The sequence below is a fragment of the Pseudomonas sp. RA_5y_Pfl1_P24 genome (assembly GCF_963970945.1).
Classification (GTDB): Bacteria; Pseudomonadota; Gammaproteobacteria; order Pseudomonadales; family Pseudomonadaceae; genus Aquipseudomonas; species Aquipseudomonas tritici.
In genome coordinates this window covers 314,004-331,964 of record NZ_CAXAOJ010000002.1, presented here as the reverse complement: position 1 = coordinate 331,964, position 17,961 = coordinate 314,004, and the positions used below count along the sequence as shown (strand labels likewise).

20 protein-coding genes are annotated in these 17,961 nt (G+C 60.2%); all 20 read right to left on the bottom strand.

The window, feature by feature from the left end:
* Positions 1-9 precede the first annotated feature (9 nt).
* The 20 genes from AACY30_RS04070 to fliJ all read right to left on the bottom strand — a co-directional run bounded on the left by AACY30_RS04070 (position 10) and on the right by fliJ (position 17,958).
* A complete protein-coding gene (locus AACY30_RS04070; RefSeq protein ID WP_339539801.1) occupies positions 10-798 on the bottom strand; it encodes a protein phosphatase CheZ in 789 nt (262 codons plus the stop codon).
* 18 nt (positions 799-816) lie between these two features.
* The gene (locus AACY30_RS04065; RefSeq protein ID WP_015885173.1) at positions 817-1,191 is read right to left on the bottom strand and encodes a chemotaxis response regulator CheY; all 375 of its coding nucleotides are present in this window, start codon (positions 1,189-1,191) and stop codon (positions 817-819) included.
* A gap of 168 nt (positions 1,192-1,359) precedes the next feature.
* A complete protein-coding gene (fliA, locus tag AACY30_RS04060) occupies positions 1,360-2,100 on the bottom strand; it encodes an RNA polymerase sigma factor FliA (RefSeq protein WP_049712165.1) in 741 nt (246 codons plus the stop codon).
* The gene (gene fleN / locus AACY30_RS04055; RefSeq protein WP_339416596.1) at positions 2,097-2,930 is read right to left on the bottom strand and encodes a flagellar synthesis regulator FleN; all 834 of its coding nucleotides are present in this window, start codon (positions 2,928-2,930) and stop codon (positions 2,097-2,099) included. The genes fliA and fleN overlap by 4 nt, the downstream gene beginning before the upstream one ends.
* 106 nt (positions 2,931-3,036) lie before the next feature.
* Complete coding sequence (gene flhF / locus AACY30_RS04050) at positions 3,037-4,353, bottom strand: flagellar biosynthesis protein FlhF (RefSeq protein ID WP_049712164.1); 1,317 nt, start codon at positions 4,351-4,353, stop codon at positions 3,037-3,039.
* A gap of 12 nt (positions 4,354-4,365) precedes the next feature.
* Complete coding sequence (flhA, locus tag AACY30_RS04045; RefSeq protein WP_445261413.1) at positions 4,366-6,480, bottom strand: flagellar biosynthesis protein FlhA; 2,115 nt, start codon at positions 6,478-6,480, stop codon at positions 4,366-4,368.
* A 258-nt stretch (positions 6,481-6,738) separates the two neighbouring features.
* Positions 6,739-6,822 carry a cold-shock protein gene (locus AACY30_RS04040; RefSeq protein ID WP_339427463.1) on the bottom strand — a complete coding sequence of 28 codons (84 nt, stop codon included), beginning with the start codon at positions 6,820-6,822 and terminating at the stop codon, positions 6,739-6,741.
* A gap of 361 nt (positions 6,823-7,183) precedes the next feature.
* A complete protein-coding gene (gene flhB, locus AACY30_RS04035) occupies positions 7,184-8,320 on the bottom strand; it encodes a flagellar biosynthesis protein FlhB (protein ID WP_339416600.1) in 1,137 nt (378 codons plus the stop codon).
* A 3-nt stretch (positions 8,321-8,323) separates the two neighbouring features.
* Entirely contained in the window at positions 8,324-9,109 is a 786-nt protein-coding gene (fliR, locus tag AACY30_RS04030; protein ID WP_339539800.1) for a flagellar biosynthetic protein FliR, read from the bottom strand.
* Between the two features lie 4 nt (positions 9,110-9,113).
* Positions 9,114-9,383 (bottom strand): flagellar biosynthesis protein FliQ, encoded by a 270-nt coding sequence (fliQ, locus tag AACY30_RS04025; RefSeq protein WP_003192936.1) that lies wholly within the window; start codon positions 9,381-9,383, stop codon positions 9,114-9,116.
* A gap of 4 nt (positions 9,384-9,387) precedes the next feature.
* Positions 9,388-10,131 carry a flagellar type III secretion system pore protein FliP gene (fliP, locus tag AACY30_RS04020; protein WP_339455451.1) on the bottom strand — a complete coding sequence of 248 codons (744 nt, stop codon included), beginning with the start codon at positions 10,129-10,131 and terminating at the stop codon, positions 9,388-9,390.
* On the bottom strand, positions 10,131-10,562 hold the full coding sequence (gene fliO / locus AACY30_RS04015) for a flagellar biosynthetic protein FliO (protein ID WP_339468137.1): 432 nt from the start codon (positions 10,560-10,562) through the stop codon (positions 10,131-10,133). Before fliO ends, fliP begins: the two co-directional genes overlap by 1 nt.
* A 1-nt stretch (position 10,563) precedes the next feature.
* Positions 10,564-11,031, bottom strand: a complete 468-nt coding sequence (gene fliN, locus AACY30_RS04010; protein ID WP_339416606.1) for a flagellar motor switch protein FliN — start codon at positions 11,029-11,031, stop codon at positions 10,564-10,566.
* 46 nt (positions 11,032-11,077) lie between these two features.
* The gene (gene fliM / locus AACY30_RS04005) at positions 11,078-12,046 is read right to left on the bottom strand and encodes a flagellar motor switch protein FliM (RefSeq protein WP_339416607.1); all 969 of its coding nucleotides are present in this window, start codon (positions 12,044-12,046) and stop codon (positions 11,078-11,080) included.
* 9 nt (positions 12,047-12,055) lie between these two features.
* Positions 12,056-12,556: a flagellar basal body-associated protein FliL gene (gene fliL / locus AACY30_RS04000; RefSeq protein ID WP_339468135.1), complete on the bottom strand. Its 501-nt coding sequence runs from the start codon at positions 12,554-12,556 to the stop codon at positions 12,056-12,058.
* 222 nt (positions 12,557-12,778) lie between these two features.
* Positions 12,779-14,113 carry a flagellar hook-length control protein FliK gene (locus tag AACY30_RS03995; protein WP_339468133.1) on the bottom strand — a complete coding sequence of 445 codons (1,335 nt, stop codon included), beginning with the start codon at positions 14,111-14,113 and terminating at the stop codon, positions 12,779-12,781.
* Positions 14,114-14,971: 858 nt separating this feature from the next.
* Positions 14,972-15,316: an Hpt domain-containing protein gene (locus tag AACY30_RS03990; protein WP_339416611.1), complete on the bottom strand. Its 345-nt coding sequence runs from the start codon at positions 15,314-15,316 to the stop codon at positions 14,972-14,974.
* Between the two features lie 30 nt (positions 15,317-15,346).
* Positions 15,347-17,065, bottom strand: a complete 1,719-nt coding sequence (locus tag AACY30_RS03985; RefSeq protein WP_339468131.1) for an ATP-binding SpoIIE family protein phosphatase — start codon at positions 17,063-17,065, stop codon at positions 15,347-15,349.
* Positions 17,062-17,367: an STAS domain-containing protein gene (locus AACY30_RS03980; RefSeq protein WP_339539798.1), complete on the bottom strand. Its 306-nt coding sequence runs from the start codon at positions 17,365-17,367 to the stop codon at positions 17,062-17,064. The genes AACY30_RS03985 and AACY30_RS03980 overlap by 4 nt, the downstream gene beginning before the upstream one ends.
* A 141-nt stretch (positions 17,368-17,508) precedes the next feature.
* Entirely contained in the window at positions 17,509-17,958 is a 450-nt protein-coding gene (gene fliJ, locus AACY30_RS03975) for a flagellar export protein FliJ (RefSeq protein ID WP_339468126.1), read from the bottom strand.
* Between the last annotated feature and the right edge of the window lie 3 nt (positions 17,959-17,961).

The window sequence follows — 17,961 nt, the reverse complement described above, 5'->3', positions numbered from 1 at the left end:
GGGTGCTCCTTAGAAGCCTAAACTGGATAACAGGTCATCAACATCATCCTGACCCGATACAACGTCTTCACGTTTATCGGCATGAATCTGCGGACCTTCACCCTTGGCGAGATGTTTTTGTGGATCTTTTTCCGAGAGGATCGCTTCGCGGTCATGTTCGATACCGGCAAAACGGTCTACCTGGCCTGCCATAAGCACTAATTTGAGCAAGTTGCTTTCTACTTCGGTGACCAACTGGGTCACACGCTTGATCACCTGGCCGGTGAGGTCCTGGTAATCCTGGGCGAGCAGAATGTCGTTGAGGTTGCTGGAAACCGTGCGGTTTTCCTGCTCGCTGCGTGACAAGAACCCTTCGACCCGACGCGCCAGCTCACGGAACTCTTCAGCCCCGACTTCGCGACGCATGAAGCGGCCCCAGTCAACGCTGAGGGCCTGAGCTTCGGAGGCCATGCCATTGACCAGGGGCGTGGCATTTTCCACCAGGTCCATGGTGCGGTTGGCCGCCGCCTCAGTCAGCCTGACCACGTACGACAGGCGTTCGGTGGCATCGGTGATTTGCGAAATTTCTTCGGCCTGGGGCATATGCGGGTCAATCTGGAAATTGACGATCGCACTGTGCAGCTCGCGCGTGAGCTTGCCCACTTCCTGGTACAGGCCGCGGTCACGGGTCTGGTTGAGCTCATGGATCAACTGCACCGCGTCGCCGAAATGGCCTTTTTCAAGGCTGTCGACCAACTGGTGAGCATGCTTTTTCAGGGTTGACTCAAAGTCTCCCTGTGACGTTTCTTTATGCTCCATAGCTCCCCCGCGATGGCATTAGCCGTGGATGCGTTCGAAGATTTTTTCGATCTTCTCTTTCAAGGCCAATGCAGTGAATGGCTTGACCACGTAACCGTTAACCCCGGCTTGGGCGGCTTCGATGATCTGCTCACGCTTGGCTTCGGCGGTCACCATCAGCACAGGAAGGCTGCGCAGCTTTTCGTCAGCACGCACGTGGCGCAGCAAGTCGATACCGGTCATGCCCGGCATGTTCCAGTCTGTTACCAGAAAGTCGATGCTGCCGCTGTTGAGGATCGGAATGGCTGTGATGCCGTCATCCGCCTCGACCGTGTTAGTGAACCCAAGGTCACGCAACAGGTTTTTTATGATCCGCCGCATCGTTGAGAAGTCATCAACGATGAGGATTTTCATGTTCTTGTCCAATTCGACCTCCAAGCAGTCTTAAACGCGCCCAGCACCTGGACGCGCCATTTCATTCAACAGGCATTACACAAAAAGGACTGCCGGGGCCACCACGGGTCGAACCCGCGACGGTCAATCACCGTCGCGGTATCGTCTGCAGTGTCCCCACACTGCCTGTCAGCGCGCTCGCCACTCTCCCAAACGCCCCCGCAAGCGGGCTGCGCACTGGCTATGCAACTGGCTGACCCGCGATTCACTGACCCCCAGGACCTCACCGATTTCCTTGAGGTTCAGCTCTTCGTCGTAGTACAGCGCCAACACCAGCCGCTCCCGCTCCGGCAAATTGGCAATCGCTTCCGCCAGCGCCCCCTGGAAGCGTTCATCTTCCAGGTCGCGCGATGGCTCCATATGAGCGCTCGCGCCGTCCTCGTGCAGCCCTTCGTGTTCGCCGTCCTGCAACAGGTCGTCGAAACTGAACAAGCGGCTGCCCAAGGTATCGTTCAAAATCCCGTAGTAATCGTCGAGACTCAATTGGAGTTCGGCCGCAACTTCGTGATCTTTAGCGTCGCGACCGGTTTTTGCTTCAATTGCGCGAATTGCGTCACTGACCATGCGCGTATTGCGGTGTACCGAACGCGGCGCCCAGTCGCCTTTACGCACTTCATCGAGCATCGCGCCACGTATACGGATACCCGCATACGTCTCGAAACTCGCCCCCTTGCTCGCGTCGTATTTGGTCGACACTTCGAGCAAGCCGATCATGCCAGCCTGGATCAGGTCTTCGACCTGGACGCTGGCGGGCAGGCGTGCCAGCAAGTGATAGGCAATGCGCTTGACCAAGGGCGCGTAGCGCTCGATCAACTCGCCCTGGCTGTCACGGGCAGACTTCTTGTAAGCGTTGTAGCCGTTCGCTGTCATAGCACCGGTCCTGCGCTCGTCTGATGAACCAATCGCTCGACGAAAAACTCCAGATGCCCCCGAGGGTTGGCGGGCAACGGCCAGGTATCGACCTTCTGGGCAATAGCCTTGAACGCCAATGCGCATTTGGAACGAGGGAACGCTTCGTAGACTGCACGCTGCTTTTGCACAGCCTTGCGCACACACTCGTCGTAGGGAACTGCGCCAACGTATTGTAAGGCGACATCGAGGAAGCGGTCCGTGACCTTGGTCAACTTGGCGAACAGATTGCGCCCTTCCTGCGGGCTCTGGGCCATGTTGGCCAGGACGCGGAAGCGGTTCATGCCGTGGTCGCGGTTAAGCAGTTTGATCAGGGCGTAGGCGTCGGTAATCGAGGTGGGTTCATCGCAGACCACCAGCAAGACTTCCTGCGCAGCGCGCACGAAGCTGACCACTGACTCGCCGATCCCGGCGGCGGTGTCGATCACCAGCACGTCGAGGTTGTCGCCGATATCACTGAACGCCTGGATCAGGCCGGCATGCTGCGCCGGGCTCAGGTGCACCATGCTCTGGGTGCCAGAGGCCGCCGGCACGATGCGGATGCCACCGGGGCCCTGCAGCAGCACATCGCGCAGCTCACAGCGGCCCTCGATCACATCGGCAAGGGTGTGTTTAGGCGTCAACCCCAGCAGAACGTCGACGTTCGCCAGCCCCAGGTCAGCATCCAGCAGCATGACGCGACGGCCAAGCTCTGCCAGGGCCAGGGACAAATTCACTGACACGTTAGTTTTCCCGACGCCACCTTTGCCGCCGGTCACCGCGATCACCTGTACGGGATGCATGCTGCCCATTTTATTTCTTTACCTTGTCTTGCTTAGACGCAGGCTACATGGCTTGGCCGCATGAATCGTTTGCAGACCATCGATGTAGATACATTTCATTGCGTTCATCCTGACCTCAACCCACCCGTTTTGCGGGGCTGTGGTAAAGATCGGCGAACATATCGGCCATCGCTTCCTCGCTAGGCTCTTCTTGCATTTGCACGCTGACTGCACGGCTGACCAACTGATGACGGCGCGGCAGATGCAGATCATCCGGAATCCGCGGCCCGTCGGTCAGGTAGGCGACCGGCAATTCATGACTGATGGCCAGGCTCAGCACTTCACCCAGGCTCGCTGTTTCATCGAGCTTGGTGAGGATGCAACCGGCCAGGCCACAACGCTTGTAACTATGATACGCAGCGGTAAGAACCTGTTTCTGGCTGGTGGTTGCAAGCACCAGGTAATTCTTCGACTTGATGCCACGCCCGGCCAGGCTTTCCAGCTGCATGCGCAAGGCCGGGTCGCTGGCTTGCAGGCCGGCGGTATCGATCAGCACAACGCGCTTGCGCAGCAACGGGTCGAGAGCGTTGGCCAGGGACTGGCCCGGGTCAACGTGGGTCACCGGCACATTGAGGATTCGGCCCAGGGTCTTGAGCTGTTCCTGGGCGCCAATACGGTAGCTGTCCATGCTCACCAGCGCGATGTTCTGAGCGCCGTACTTGAGCACATAACGCGCCGCCAGCTTGGCGAGGGTGGTGGTCTTGCCCATGCCGGCAGGGCCGACCATGGCAATCACACCGCCCTCTTCCAGAGGTTCGATTTCCGGCGTGGTGATCATCCGCGCCAAATGGGCCAGCAACATGCGCCAGGCCTGGCGGGGTTCTTCGATTTCGGTGGTCAGGGCCAGCAGGTCACGCGACAGCGGGCCGGACAGGCCGATGCGTTGCAGGCGGCGCCACAGGTTGGCCTGTTGCGGCTTGCTGCCTTGCAACTGCGTCCAGGCCAGCGAGCCTAGCTGCACTTCGAGCAGTTCGCGCAGGCCGTTGAGTTCAAAACGCATCGAGTCGAACACACGCTGGTCGACGCCAGCTGCCGGGGCTGGCGCGGCAGGGCGCGGCGGTTCTTTGAAGGTCGGCTCAACCAACGGCTCGGAAGCCGTCAGCGGCAAGCCGGCGAACAATTGGCGATTGGTGGTGGCATCGCTGTCGCCACGCATGCTCAGTTCAGCCTGGGCCGAGACAATGCGCGACGCCGTCTTGCGCAGCTCGTCTTCGAGCTCCATGTTCGGCACGCGCGGCGCCAGTGCCGAGGGGGTGTAATCCAGGGCAGCCGTCAGCTCGACACCGCCGGCAATACGACGGTTTCCGATAATCGCGGCGTCGGCGCCCAGCTCATCACGAACCAGCTTCATGGCCTGACGCATATCGGCGGCGAAAAAACGCTTAACTTGCATAACCCACTACCCTCAGCCGTTCGGCCCTACTGTCGCGACGATAGTCACTTGCTTATTGTCAGGAATTTCCTGATAAGCCAAAACGTGCAAATTCGGTACTGCCAGGCGTCCAAACCGCGACAACATCGCCCGGACGGGGCCTGCCACCAGCAGGATCACTGGTTGGCCCTGCATTTCCTGGCGCTGTGCGGCGTCGATCAACGAACGCTGCAGCTTCTCAGCCATGCTTGGCTCCAGCAGGACGCCCTCTTCCTGGCCAAGCCCGGCCTTCTGAATACTATTGAGCAAAATCTGTTCCAACCTTGGCTCCAAGGTGATCACAGGCAGCTCGGAGTCAAGCCCTACAATGCTTTGCACGATTGCGCGGGACAATCCGACGCGCACCGCAGCCACCAGAGCGGCAGTATCTTGACTCTTGGCGGCATTGTTGGCGATGGCCTCGGCGATGCTGCGAATGTCGCGCACCGGTACTTGTTCGGCCAGCAGCGCCTGCAGCACCTTGAGCAATTGCGACAGCGAGAGGATGCCCGGCACCAGCTCTTCGGCGAGTTTTGGCGAGGCTTTGCCGAGCAAACCCATCAATTGCTGGACTTCTTCGTGGCCGATCAGCTCGTGGGAGTGCTTGTAGAGGATCTGATTGAGGTGGGTGGCGACCACGGTGCTGGCGTCGACCACGGTGTAACCGAGGGACTGCGCCTGGCTGCGCTGACTGATTTCGATCCACACCGCGTCCAGGCCAAAAGCCGGATCTTTGGCGGTGATGCCGTTGAGACTGCCGAATACCTGCCCTGGGTTGATCGCCAACTCGCGGTCCGGGTAAATCTCGGCTTCGGCCAGGATCACGCCCATCAAGGTCAGGCGGTAGGCGCTTGGGGCCAGGTCGAGGTTGTCGCGGATATGCACGGTGGGCATCAAGAAGCCCAGGTCCTGGGACAGCTTCTTGCGCACACCCTTGATCCGCGCGAGCAATTGGCCGCCCTGGTTGCGGTCTACCAGCGGAATCAGGCGGTAGCCCACTTCCAGGCCGATCATGTCGATCGGCGTCACGTCATCCCAGCCCAACTCCTTGGTTTCCTGGGCGCGGGCCGGGGATGGCAGCAGCTCCTGCTGACGCGCAACATCCTGCAAGGCCTGCGCCTTGACGGCGTTTTGCTTTTTCCAGAACAGGTACGCAGCGCCACCGGCAAGGGCGGCCATGCTCAGGAACGAGACATGAGGCATGCCCGGCACGATACCCATGATCGCCATGATGCCTGCCGCCACGGCCAACGCCTTGGGCGATGCAAACATCTGCCGGCTGATCTGCTTGCCCATTTCTTCGGAGCCCGAAGCACGGGTCACCATGATCGCTGCAGCTGTGGATAACAACAGTGATGGCAATTGCGCCACTAAACCGTCACCGATGGTCAGCAAGGCATAAACCTTGCCCGCCTCGCCAAAGGTCATGCCGTGCTGGAAGATGCCGACCGCGACGCCACCGATGAGGTTGATGAACAGGATCAGCAAGCCAGCGATGGCGTCACCGCGCACAAATTTGCTGGCACCGTCCATGGAACCGTAGAACTCGGCCTCCTGGGCCACTTCGATGCGGCGCGACTTGGCTTGGTTCTGGTCGATCAGGCCGGCGTTGAGGTCGGCGTCGATGGCCATCTGTTTGCCGGGCATCGCGTCGAGGGTAAAACGCGCGCTCACCTCGGAAATCCGCCCGGCACCCTTGGTCACCACTACGAAGTTGATGATCATCAGGATCGCAAACACCACGATACCGACCACGTAGTTACCGCCGATCACCACCTCACCGAAGGCCTGGATCACCTTACCGGCCGCCGCGTGGCCGTCTTGGCCGTTGAGCATCACCACGCGGGTGGACGCCACGTTCAGCGCCAGCCGCAGCAGCGTCGCGATCAGCAGAATGGTCGGGAATACCGCGAAATCCAGCGGCCGCAAGGCGTATACGCAAACCAGCAGCACGACGACCGACAGGGCAATGTTGAAGGTGAAGAACACGTCCAGCAGGAACGGCGGCATTGGCAACATCATCATTGCCAGCATCACCAGCAACAACAACGGCACACCCAGATTGCCCCGCGAGAGGTCAGTCAGGGTGGTACGTGCCGTGCCGAGCATTTGAGAGCGATCCACCACCGGTATTCCTCGTATCCCTTGAAGCAAAGTTTTGACGCCGGGAGGCGTCCTGAAGGCGTTATTGCAAGAAGCCTTCCAACTTTTGTTTTCCCGCTTAGATCGCTTCTGGCTTGAGCTGTGATGACCTCACAAGCAACCGAACTCCCAAGTGTGAATCGATTCAAATGAGGGGGCGCACGGGGCGCCGCACAGCTGATTGGGATGGCGGAGCGAGTGCTCGATGGCGCCGAACAACCGACGCTATTGATCAGCTTCACCTTCGTCCCGAGTGATAACCCCAAACCCCTTCTGCGCGTTAAACCATTTCACCGTACCGGTTGCCATTGCCGCTCTCCTGACATCTCGCTCAAGGACATTAGGGATAACTCTGGCTTCGCACGCAAAGACGCCATCGGGCCGGTGAATCATGCAAAATTCCACTCGCTGGCCCACCGCAAGCCAGATGCAGCGTGAACCCAAGAGATCCACTTGCACGTCGTCCCCACCTTCCAGGGCAATCCAACCTTTCCCAGTCTTGCGGTCATAAGATTTGACCGTGCCTCTGAACATCCTCCCCCCTCTCCTGCATCTCGTTTACAGCCTGCGCGCAGTGCTGGCTGTAGTAGAACTGCGGGAAGCACAAGATGACTACTGTCAAATATGACAGGTAGACGGAAGATCATGAGGCGTGGTAAGGCGGAGATGATCAGGAGTCGCGGCGTAATTCAGGAGGGATTGGCAAGTCTTTCAGCGGGTCCGGGCGCTTGCCCTTGCCCGCACGGTATTGGCGGATCTGATAGACATAGGCCAACACCTGAGCCACGGCGAGGTACAAGCCGGCGGGGATTTCCTGGTCGAGGTCGGTGGAGTAGAAGATCGACCGCGCCAACTCCGGCGACTCCAGCAACAGGATGTTGTTGGCCACCGCAATCTCACGAATCTTAAGGGCCGTAAAGTCACTGCCCTTGGCCAACAACATCGGCGCCCCCCCCTTCTCCGGGTCGTACTTGAGGGCCACGGCATAGTGCGTCGGGTTGGTGATGACCACGTCGGCGTCGGGCACCGCGGCCATCATCTTGCGCTGGGACATTTCCCGTTGCAGTTGGCGAATACGCTGTTTCACCTCGGGGCGGCCTTCCGAATCCTTGTGCTCGTCGCGCACTTCCTGCTTGGTCATCAGCAGTTTCTTATGGCTTTCCCACAGCTGGATCGGCGCATCCACGGCGGCAATGATGATCAGCCCGGCGGCCATCCACAGCGCGCTCCAGCCCACCACCTGCACGCTGTGAATGATCGCCGACTCCAGCGGTTCATGGGCGATGCGCAGCAGGTCGTCGATATCCGACGAGAGCACCATCAGCGCCACAAACAAGATCAGAATGAATTTGGCCAGGGCCTTGAGCAACTCCACCAGAGCCTTGGCGGAAAACATGCGCTTGAGCCCGGCACCGGGGTTCATGCGGCTGAATTTGGGGGCCATGCTGCCGGCGGCGAAGAGCCAGCCGCCGAGGGCGACCGGGCCGATCAGCGCGGCCAGCAGCAAGGTGATCAGGATCGGCTGCACCGCCAGGAGCGCGATTTTCCCCGAGTGCAGCAGGTACTGGCCCATGGCGCCAGGGTTGAGCAGCACCTCGCGGGGCAAGGCGAAGTTGTGCTTCATCAACTCCATCAAGTCCAGCGCCAGGCCACCGCCGTAGATCAGCAAGGCGCCGGCGCCGGCCATCATGGTCGCAACTGTGTTGAGCTCTTTGGAGCGCGCAATCTCGCCCTTTTCCCTGGAGTCCTTTTTACGTTTCTCCGTGGGGTCTTCTGTTTTGTCCTGACCACTCTCGCTCTCGGCCATGGCTCAGCGCGCCCGTGCCAGATCACGTAAGAACTGCAGGGCGTCGGTCGCCAGCGGTTGATACTGATTGAGAATGTCAGCCAGGCCGACCCAGAAAATCCCCATACCCAACACCAGGGTCAACGGGAAACCAATCGAAAAAATGTTCAGTTGTGGCGCCGCGCGGGTCATCACGCCAAACGCGATGTTGACCACCAGCAACGCAGTGATCGCCGGCAACACCAGCAATAGCGAGGCGCCCAACACCCAACCCAAGCGCCCCACGATTTCCCAGAAGTGATTGACCACCAGCCCCGAGCCGACCGGTAAGGTGCTGAAGCTCTCGGTCAACACCTCGAACGCCACCAAGTGCCCATTCATCGCCAGGAATAACAGGGTCACCAGCATGGTCAGGAACTGCCCAATCACCGCCGCCGACACACCGTTGGTAGGGTCGACCATGGACGCGAAGCCCATGCCCATCTGGACCGAGATGATTTGCCCGGCAATGACAAAGGCCTGGAAAAACAGCGAGAGGGAGAACCCCAACATCGCGCCGATCAGGACCTGCTCGGCAATCAGCAGCAGTGCGCTGAGGTCGATGGCATTCACCGGCGGCATCGGTGGCAAACCCGGCACGATCACCACGGTAATCGCCACCGCAAAGTACAGGCGCACGCGCCGTGGCACCAGGGTCGTGCCGAACACCGGCATGGCCATCAACATCGCCGTTACGCGGAACAGCGGCAGGATGAAGGACGCCACCCAGGTGCTGATCTGGGTGTCGGTCAATGCCAGCAAAGACTGCATCGGGTCAGCCGATCAACTGCGGAATACTGCCGTACAACTGCAGGATGTATTCCATGAAGGTCTGTACCAGCCACGGGCCGGCAACGATCAGCGTGACCAGCATTACCAGCAGGCGCGGCAGGAAACTCAAGGTCTGTTCGTTGATCTGGGTCGCGGCCTGGAACATCGCCACCAGCAGGCCCACCAACAGGCTCGGGACGACCAGCACGGCGACCATCAAGGTGGTCAGCCACAGCGCTTCACGAAACAGGTCGACGGCAACTTCAGGTGTCATCGCGCTATACCCCGCCGAAACTGCCGGCCAGGGTGCCGATAATCAGCGCCCAGCCGTCCACCAACACAAACAGCATGATCTTGAACGGCAACGAGATGATCAGCGGCGACAGCATCATCATACCCATCGCCATCAGCACGCTCGCCACCACCAAGTCGATGATCAGGAACGGAATAAAGATCATGAAGCCGATCTGGAACGCGGTCTTCAACTCGGACGTGACAAACGCCGGCACCAGGATGGTCAGCGGCGCCTGGTCCGGGGTGGCGATGTCGGTGCGCTTGGACAGGCGCATGAACAGCTCAAGGTCGCTGGAGCGGGTCTGCGACAGCATGAAATCCTTGATCGGGACCTGGGCTTTGTCGATCGCATCCTGGGCGGTCATTTTCTCCGCCAGGTACGGTTGCAGCGCTTGTTGGTTCACCTTGTCGAACACCGGCGCCATGATGAACATCGTCAAGAACAACGCCATGCCGGTGAGGATCTGGTTCGACGGCGTCTGCTGCAGGCCCAGGGCCTGGCGCAAGATGGAGAACACGATGATGATCCGCGTGAAGCTGGTCATCAGCATGACAAACGCCGGGATAAAGCTCAGCGCGGTCATGATCAGCAGGATCTGCAGGCTGACCGAATACTCCTGCGCCCCGGCCGCATTGGTGCCCAGCGTAATGGCCGGGATCGACAGCGGGTCGGCGCCAAACGCCAATGGCGCAGCCAGCAACAGCATGAGCGTCAATAAAACGCGCATTACTTCTTATCCTTCTGATCCTTGCCCAGCAACTCCATCAGGCGCTGAGCGAATTCTGGCGTGGCGGGCTTGGACGGGTCCACGTTCACCGGCGTCTTGAGCACGTGCAGCGGAGTGATGCGTCCGGGGGTAATGCCCAGCAGGATCTGTTCCTCACCCACTTGCACCAGCACCAGCCGATCACGCGGGCCGAGGGCACGGGAGCCGATCATTTCGATCACCTGGCCGTTGCCCGGGCCCACGCGCTGTACGCGGCGCATCAGCCAGGCCAGCGCAAAAATCAAGCCGACCACCAGCAACAGGCCCAGCACCAGCTGAGTGAGCTGCCCGCCGACACTGCCCACGGGCGCAGCGGCGGTCTGGGCCGCCGGCTCAGCGGCCCAGGCGTCCAGGGGCAATGCGACTAACAGTCCCACGATCAGCCGTTTCATATCAGCGCAACTTCTTGATGCGTTCGCTCGGGCTGATCACGTCCGTCAGGCGGATGCCGAACTTTTCGTTGACCACGACCACTTCGCCGTGAGCAATCAGGGTGCCGTTCACCAGCACGTCCAACGGCTCGCCGGCCAGGCGGTCGAGCTCGATGACCGAGCCCTGGTTGAGTTGCAGCAGGTTGCGGATGTTGATTTCGGTGCTGCCGACTTCCATGGAGATCGACACCGGAATGTCGAGAATCACATCCAGGTTCGGGCCGTCGAGGGTCACCGGGTCGTTGTTCTTCGGCATGCTGCCGAACTCTTCCATTTGCAGGCGATTGCCGGCCGGTGCAGTGGCGGCGTCAGCGGCCAGCAGCGCATCGATATCGTCTTGGCCAACATCGCCGGTTTCTTCCAGGGCAGCCGCCCATTCGTCAGCCAGGGCCTGGTCTTCGGCGGAAGTGTTTTCGTGTTCGGTAGCCATTACATGTCCTCGGCGGAGCAAACTTTCATAAATTAATTAGGGCGAATCAGCGACGGTTGATCGGCTCGACCACTTGCAGTGCCAGGTTGCCCTTGTGGGAGCCGAGCTTGACCTTGAACGACGGCACGCCGCTGGCGCGCATGATCATTTCTTCCGGCAATTCGACAGGGATGATGTCCCCCGGCTGCATGTGCAAAATATCGCGCAGACGCAACTGGCGACGGGCCACGGTGGCGCTCAGCGGTACGTCGACATCCAGCAGGTCTTCGCGCAGGGCCTTGACCCAACGTTCGTCCTGGTCGTCCAGGTCGGACTGGAAGCCAGCGTCGAGCATTTCGCGCACCGGCTCGATCATCGAGTACGGCATGGTCACGTGCAGGTCGCCGCCGCCGCCATCGAGTTCGATGTGGAACGTCGACACCACAATGGCTTCACTGGGGCCGACGATGTTGGCCATGGCCGGGTTCACTTCCGAGTTGATGTACTCGAAATTGACTTCCATGACCGCCTGCCAGGCTTCCTTCAAGTCGATGAAGGCTTGCTCCAGCACCATGCGCACCACCCGCAGTTCGGTGGGGGTGAATTCACGGCCTTCGATCTTGGCGTGACGGCCGTCGCCACCGAAGAAGTTGTCCACCAGCTTGAACACCAGCTTGGCGTCAAGGATGAACAGCGCAGTGCCGCGCAGCGGCTTGATCTTGACCAGGTTGAGGCTGGTGGGCACGTACAGCGAATGCACGTACTCACCGAACTTCATCACCTGCACACCGCCCACCGCCACGTCCGCCGAACGGCGCAACATGTTGAACATGCTGATGCGGGTGTAACGGGCGAAACGTTCGTTGATCATCTCCAGGGTCGGCATGCGCCCACGGACGATGCGATCCTGGCTGGTGAGGTCATAACTTTTGACGCTGCCGGGTTCGGCAGCCATTTCGGTCTGTACCAGACCATCGTCGACACCATGCAGCAGCGCGTCGATTTCATCCTGGGACAGCAGGTCTTGCACGGCCATGTCGTGATCCTACTGCAATACGAAATTAGTGAAGAGCGCTTGTTCGATCACGACTTTGCCGAGTTCCTTCTGGGCCACTTCCTGCACACTGGCAGTGACCTTCTGGCGCAGCATTTCCTGGCCTACCGGGGTGGCAAGTGTGTCGAAGCTCTGGCCGGAGAACAGCATCACCAAGTTGTTGCGGATCACTGGCATATGCACCTTGAGGGCATCCAGGTCCGGCTGGTTACGCGCCAGCAAGGTGATGCTCACCTGCAGGTAGCGTTGACGACCGTTCTGATTGAAGTTGGCGACAAAGGCCGGAAGCATCGGCTCGAAGATTGCCGGTTGCTTGACGTTACTGGCGGTTTCAGCGGCGGCTGCCGGTTTGGCGGCACTGCTGTGCATGATGTACCAGGTGCCACCCACCGAGGCGCCGATGGCCAGGAGCAGGCCCACGACTATCAACAGGATAAGCTTGAGCTTACCTTTGCCTGCGGGTGCTTTTACTGCGTCGTCGCTCTTCGCCATGCCAATAATCCGTCACTATTCGGGGATTCATAGATCTACGGAAAGGCAAGAGCAAGTGTTATGCCAGAGTTGTCTGGTAGACAGGGACAGATGTCACGCTGGATATCCCATGTGGGAGTGGGCTTGCTCACGAATGCGGTGTGTCAGTTAATCCATCTGTCACTGATCCACCGCATTCGCGAGCAAGCCCGCTCCCACATTTAGGCCTGTGCAGAGTTCGAGTCAGGCGTAGTAATCGACAGCGCTGGAGCCGATCACCGTAGAGGTCACAGGCGCGACAGCTTCAGCCACGTCAACGTGAGCGCCGTTGTCGCCGCTGTCACCACGCCCGCTGCCGCCGCCCACTCCACGGGTCTGGGCCTGCGGCTGTTGTTGTTCCTGACCACGAGACTGGTCAGATACGTTCACATCCACCTGCCCCATCCCCTGCTGGGCAAACATCTCGCGCAACCGCCCCGACTGGCTTTCCAGCGCCTCACGCACCACCGGGTGGGCGCTCATGAAGTTGACCTGGGCCTGCTGGTCGGCGGTCATGTTGACCTTGATATCCAGACGACCGAGTTCAGCCGGCTGTAACTGGATCTCCGCCGACTTGAGGTTGGCGCTGGACAGGTACATCACGCGGTTGACGATTTCGTCGGTCCAGCCGCTCTGGTGCATGGCCAATGGCGCATTAGTCACCGGCGGCAAGGCATTGGCGGTTTTCGGCGTGGCGGCTTGAGTCAACGCGGCCAAACGGTTGGCGAAGTCATCGACACGGGTGTCGCTGCTGGCGTTCTTCAGGTCCTTGAGCCCGTCCTCGATCAGCCCACTGAACGCTTTGTCCCCGCCTTGGTCAGTGCTGTCCTTGGTAGCTTGCTGGTCGACCATTGTGGCCAGGCCAGCAGCAAAATTCTGCGCGGCGGTCGGCTGATCCTGGGTCGGGGCCGCTTTCGCCTGCGCCTGGCTGCTGGCAGACACATGACCGCCCTGCTCCATCGCCAGGCGCACGGCCGGCATGGCATCCAGGGGATCAGCTTCCGGGTCGAAGGCCGGCTTGGCCTCCTCGGTTGCTGCGATCGGTGCCGCGACTACCGGCTGAGCCTTGTCATCCTTGGCGGTGGTCAGGGGCGCGGGGGTTTCTACCGGTATTACCGGCACAGCCACCGGGGTGACGGTGGCAATCAATGCCGGGTCGACCACCGGATCAGCCGGAGGCTGCTGCACGAGGGTCGGGTCGGACGATGCGTCGTCGTCTTTGCTGGCAGAGTCGTCGGTCTTGGCCGGCGGGGTGGCAGGCAAGGGTTTGCCGCTATCGGCAACCGCTGGCGTGCTGGCGGCAGGTTTGTCGTTGCCCGCTGCAGGTTTGGCACTTGCATCCGAAGACTTGCCGGCAGTGGGCTTGGGCGAGTTATCGTCGGCCTTGACCGTGGGTTTGGCGCCTTGGCTGGCGAACACTTGAGCGAAGCCAGGGCCCGTGTCCCGTGGGGTCGCAACCGCTGCCGGTGGGTTGGCGACGGGTGCTTGAGGCTTGGCCGCGGGGGCAACCTGAAGGAGCGAATTCGGGGCGACTGGCATAGGTAAAGGTCTCCACTGCATGGGGATCGGGGATGCAGTATCAGGAGGTAGAGCAAGAGTTGGGCCAGGTTTCTTGTTGGACTGGTTTTATTGTGTACATATCCGTTTCTGCGGTTACGGCTGCTATTGGTTCCGCCCTTACGGCGGCTCACTTTGGAAAAGAGCCCCAAAGTAAGCAAAGGGCTCTTGCCCCAACACTCGGCACCTCGCCTAGGCTCGGTGTGCCCGTAATCCGACATTGATTTGGGGGGCCGCCGCCACGCGCCATCCATGGCGCGGGGCGGCTAAACCGGCATCCCTGCCGGTTTACCCCCCAAATCCATGTCGAATTCCGGCCAGCGTGTTTAACGGGGCGCCTCAGATCAAGATCACAAGCCAGATCAAGAGCAGATCAAGAGCAGGTTGATATCTGCCTGATGAATGGAGATTTAAATTGTGGGAGCTGGCTTGCCTGCGATGCAGGCAACTCGGTACATCAGATGAACCAGGGTGATGCCATCGCAGGCAAGCCAGCTCCCACATTTGGACCGAGATTGGCAGTTAGAAAACCGGTCGGCCCTAAGGCCGCCGCGCTTTGCTTTTGATCTGGGGCGCCCCGTTAAACACGCTGGCCGAACGCAGGCTTTGGAGCGTGGGTAACCCGGCAGGACGCCGGGTTAGCCGCGCTGGGCCAAGGATGGCCCATCGCGGCGGCCCACGCTCCAAAGCCTTCGTTCGGGCACACCGAGCCTAAGCGAGGTGCCGAGTGTTGGGGCGAAGCGTTTTTGGTTACTTTTGGCGCTCTTCCAAAAGTGACCCGCTGTAAGAGCGGAACCAATAGTGGCCGTTACCTAAATAACGGATATGCACACACTCAACTCAAACCCCAAACCGCTGCCGCTCCGACTCATACAGCGGCTTAACCAAAGCAAACTCATAATCAATCTGATCCACGAGCGCCCCCAGATCCGTGGTGGATTGAACCGACTCAATTTCCAACCGCTGACACAACTGCGCCAACCGCACCGCCCCAAGGTTCCCACTGCTCCCCTTGAAGCTATGCGCAATCCGCCCCAACGCCTTCGCATCATCCCGCGCCTTGCGCAGCGCCTCGACACGCTTCTGGGAATCGTCGAGAAAGGTATCAAGCAACTTGGGATACTCGCCTTCCATGACTTCCTGCAAACCCGACAACACATCTGGGTCCAGATGTAGATCAATCACTTGCTCGCTCCTTGATCAAGAATCGGCAGATTATGCCAGAGCCTCCCAGCAAAACTCCACGCAGACACTGCGCCCGCCATCGGACCAGCGTACATCGCTGCTCAACTGCCGTACCAAGCTCAACCCCCGGCCAGACAGACGGTCGATGTCCCACGGCCGCGCCAACACCTGTTCCACGTCAAAGCCCGCGCCGCTGTCTTCAATGCACAGACTCAGGCGACCGCCCCCCTGCGTCGGCACCACCTGCACATGCACCCGCACATAACCGCTGGTCAGCAGGTTCAGGCGGTCATTGCGCAGGTGGTAATACTCGGCAAACCCTTGGGCATCGCGCTTGAGCCGGGAGTCCAGGCCCAGCACGCCATGCTCCAGCGCGTTGGAATACAGCTCGGCCATCACGCTGTAAAGCGCCCCGCTCTGCTCGCGAAGGCCATGGATTTCCAGCAACAGTTGCAACAGGTACGGCAAAGGGTTGTAACGTTTTAACGTTTCGGCGCGGAATTCAAAACTCACCGACCAATCCAGCGGGCATGCCTGCCCGCTGTCGGCGTATAACTGTCCGGTGGCACGCGGCTGCTGGCCGGCTTGCAGGGTGATTTCCACCATGCTCACGTCATCCCGCGCTTCACCTCGAAACGCCGCCAGGGCCTGTTCGATATCTTCAAATAAACGGTCAGGCTCGCGATTGGCAGCGAACACCTGCTGCAAACGCTCTGCGCCAAACAGCTGGTCATTGGCGCCAGCAGTGTCCAACACGCCATCGGACAGCAAGAACACCCGGTCGCCCAGGGCCATGGGCCAGACTTCAGTGCGATCATCAAAGGCCTCCGCCGACAGCACCCCTAACGGCAAATGTCGGGATGCCAGTGACGTGCGCCTGCCGGTGGCGACTTCATGCACATACCCTTCGGGCATGCCGCCGTTCCACACCTCCACCACCCGCCGCTGCGTGCTCAGGCACAACAGCGTGGCGCAGCAGAACATGTCCACCGGCAGGATGCGCTTGAGCTTGGCGTTCATCTCGCCCAAAATTTGCGCCAGGCCGTAACCCTTGGCGGTCATGCCGTAGAACACTTCTGCCAGGGGCATGGCGCCCACCGCCGCCGGCAGGCCGTGGCCGGTGAAATCGCCGAGCAACACATGCATGTCGCCGGAGGGCGTGTAGGCGGCCAATAGCAAGTCGCCGTTGAACAACGCGTAGGGCGATTGCAGGTAGCGAATGTTCGGCGCGGCGTTGATACAGCCCGAATGCGCAACCTTGTCGAACACCGCCTTGGCCACCCGCTGCTCATGCAGGAGATAGTCATGATGCTTGGCGATCAGGTCTCGCTGCTGCAGGACCGTGGCCTGCAACCGCCGCAGACGGTCCATCGCATTGATCTTCGCCGCGAGAATAAGTTGGTTGTAGGGTTTGGGCAGGAAATCATCGCCGCCGGCATCCAGGCATTGGGCCAGGGCCTCGCTCTCACGCAGGGAGGTGAGGAAAATCAGTGGCACCAGCTCCTCACCCGCCAACTGCTTGATCCGGCGCGCCGCCTCAAAGCCATCCATCACCGGCATCAGCGCATCCATCAACACCAACTGCGGGCGCTCACGGATAAACACCTCGACCGCCTCCGCACCGTTGGTGGCCGTCAGCACTTGGTGGCCCTGGCGCCGTACGATGGTCGCCAGCAACAGCAGGTCGGCGGCGCTGTCTTCGGCGATCAGGATCGTCAGCGGTTCAAGGACGGGGGCCAGGGCGCTCAACTGATGTCGAACAGTTTGTCGAAGTTGGAGATAGCGAGGATCTTGCGCACATCGGAGTTGCTGTTGATTACCCGGACTTCCGAGTCGTCGCCCCCCGCGTGATCACGCAACAGCAAGAGCATGCCCAAGGCCGAGCTGTCCATGTAGGTGGTGTCCTTCAAGTCGACGACGTACAACCCAGGCCCTTTGTAGAACCGCTCATAGGCCTCGCGAAAGGTTTGATGGCTGCTGTAATCGAACCGACCTTTGATCACGATCGTCAATTTCTTCCCATCCAGGGATACTTCTGACTCAACTGTCATGCGACTGCTTCCTTGTCATTGGCAATGACACAAGGTTTAGCAGGTGAACCGGCTATGGGCAACACAACAAATCAAATGTGTGTGGGCTATGCAATATTGTAGTGTGTAAATGCCCGTGGCCATCGCAGGTAAGCCCACGCCTTAATACTGTTCTTGGCGTGGAAGGCGCTGTGACAGTTCGTCCAGCAGCTTCTGCTCGCGCTTGTCTTCCAGCGCCCGCGCTTCGTCAATGTAGCGTTGCACCAGTTTGCGCAAGCCCTCGACGCGGGCAAACGCCTGCTGCCAGCTTTCGCGGGCCTTGTCGAGGTTGTTCTGGTGCCACGCCAGGCTCTGGCGTTGCTGGCCGACGGCAGTTTCCAGCTGGTTGAGAAAGCCCTGGTAGCCCATCAACCATTGGCCCGAGACACCTTGGGTGCCGCGCTCGATCCATTGCTGCTGGTACTCACCGCGAAAGCGCTCCAGGTCACCCAGTTTGCTTTGCGCCAGGCGGACTTGGCCCTGGAAATACCCCAAGCGCTGAACGGCGGTTTTTTCGGCCTTTTCGGCCATGTCCACCACCGGAGCCAGGCGCGCAGCGCGGCTGTTGGCCATGGC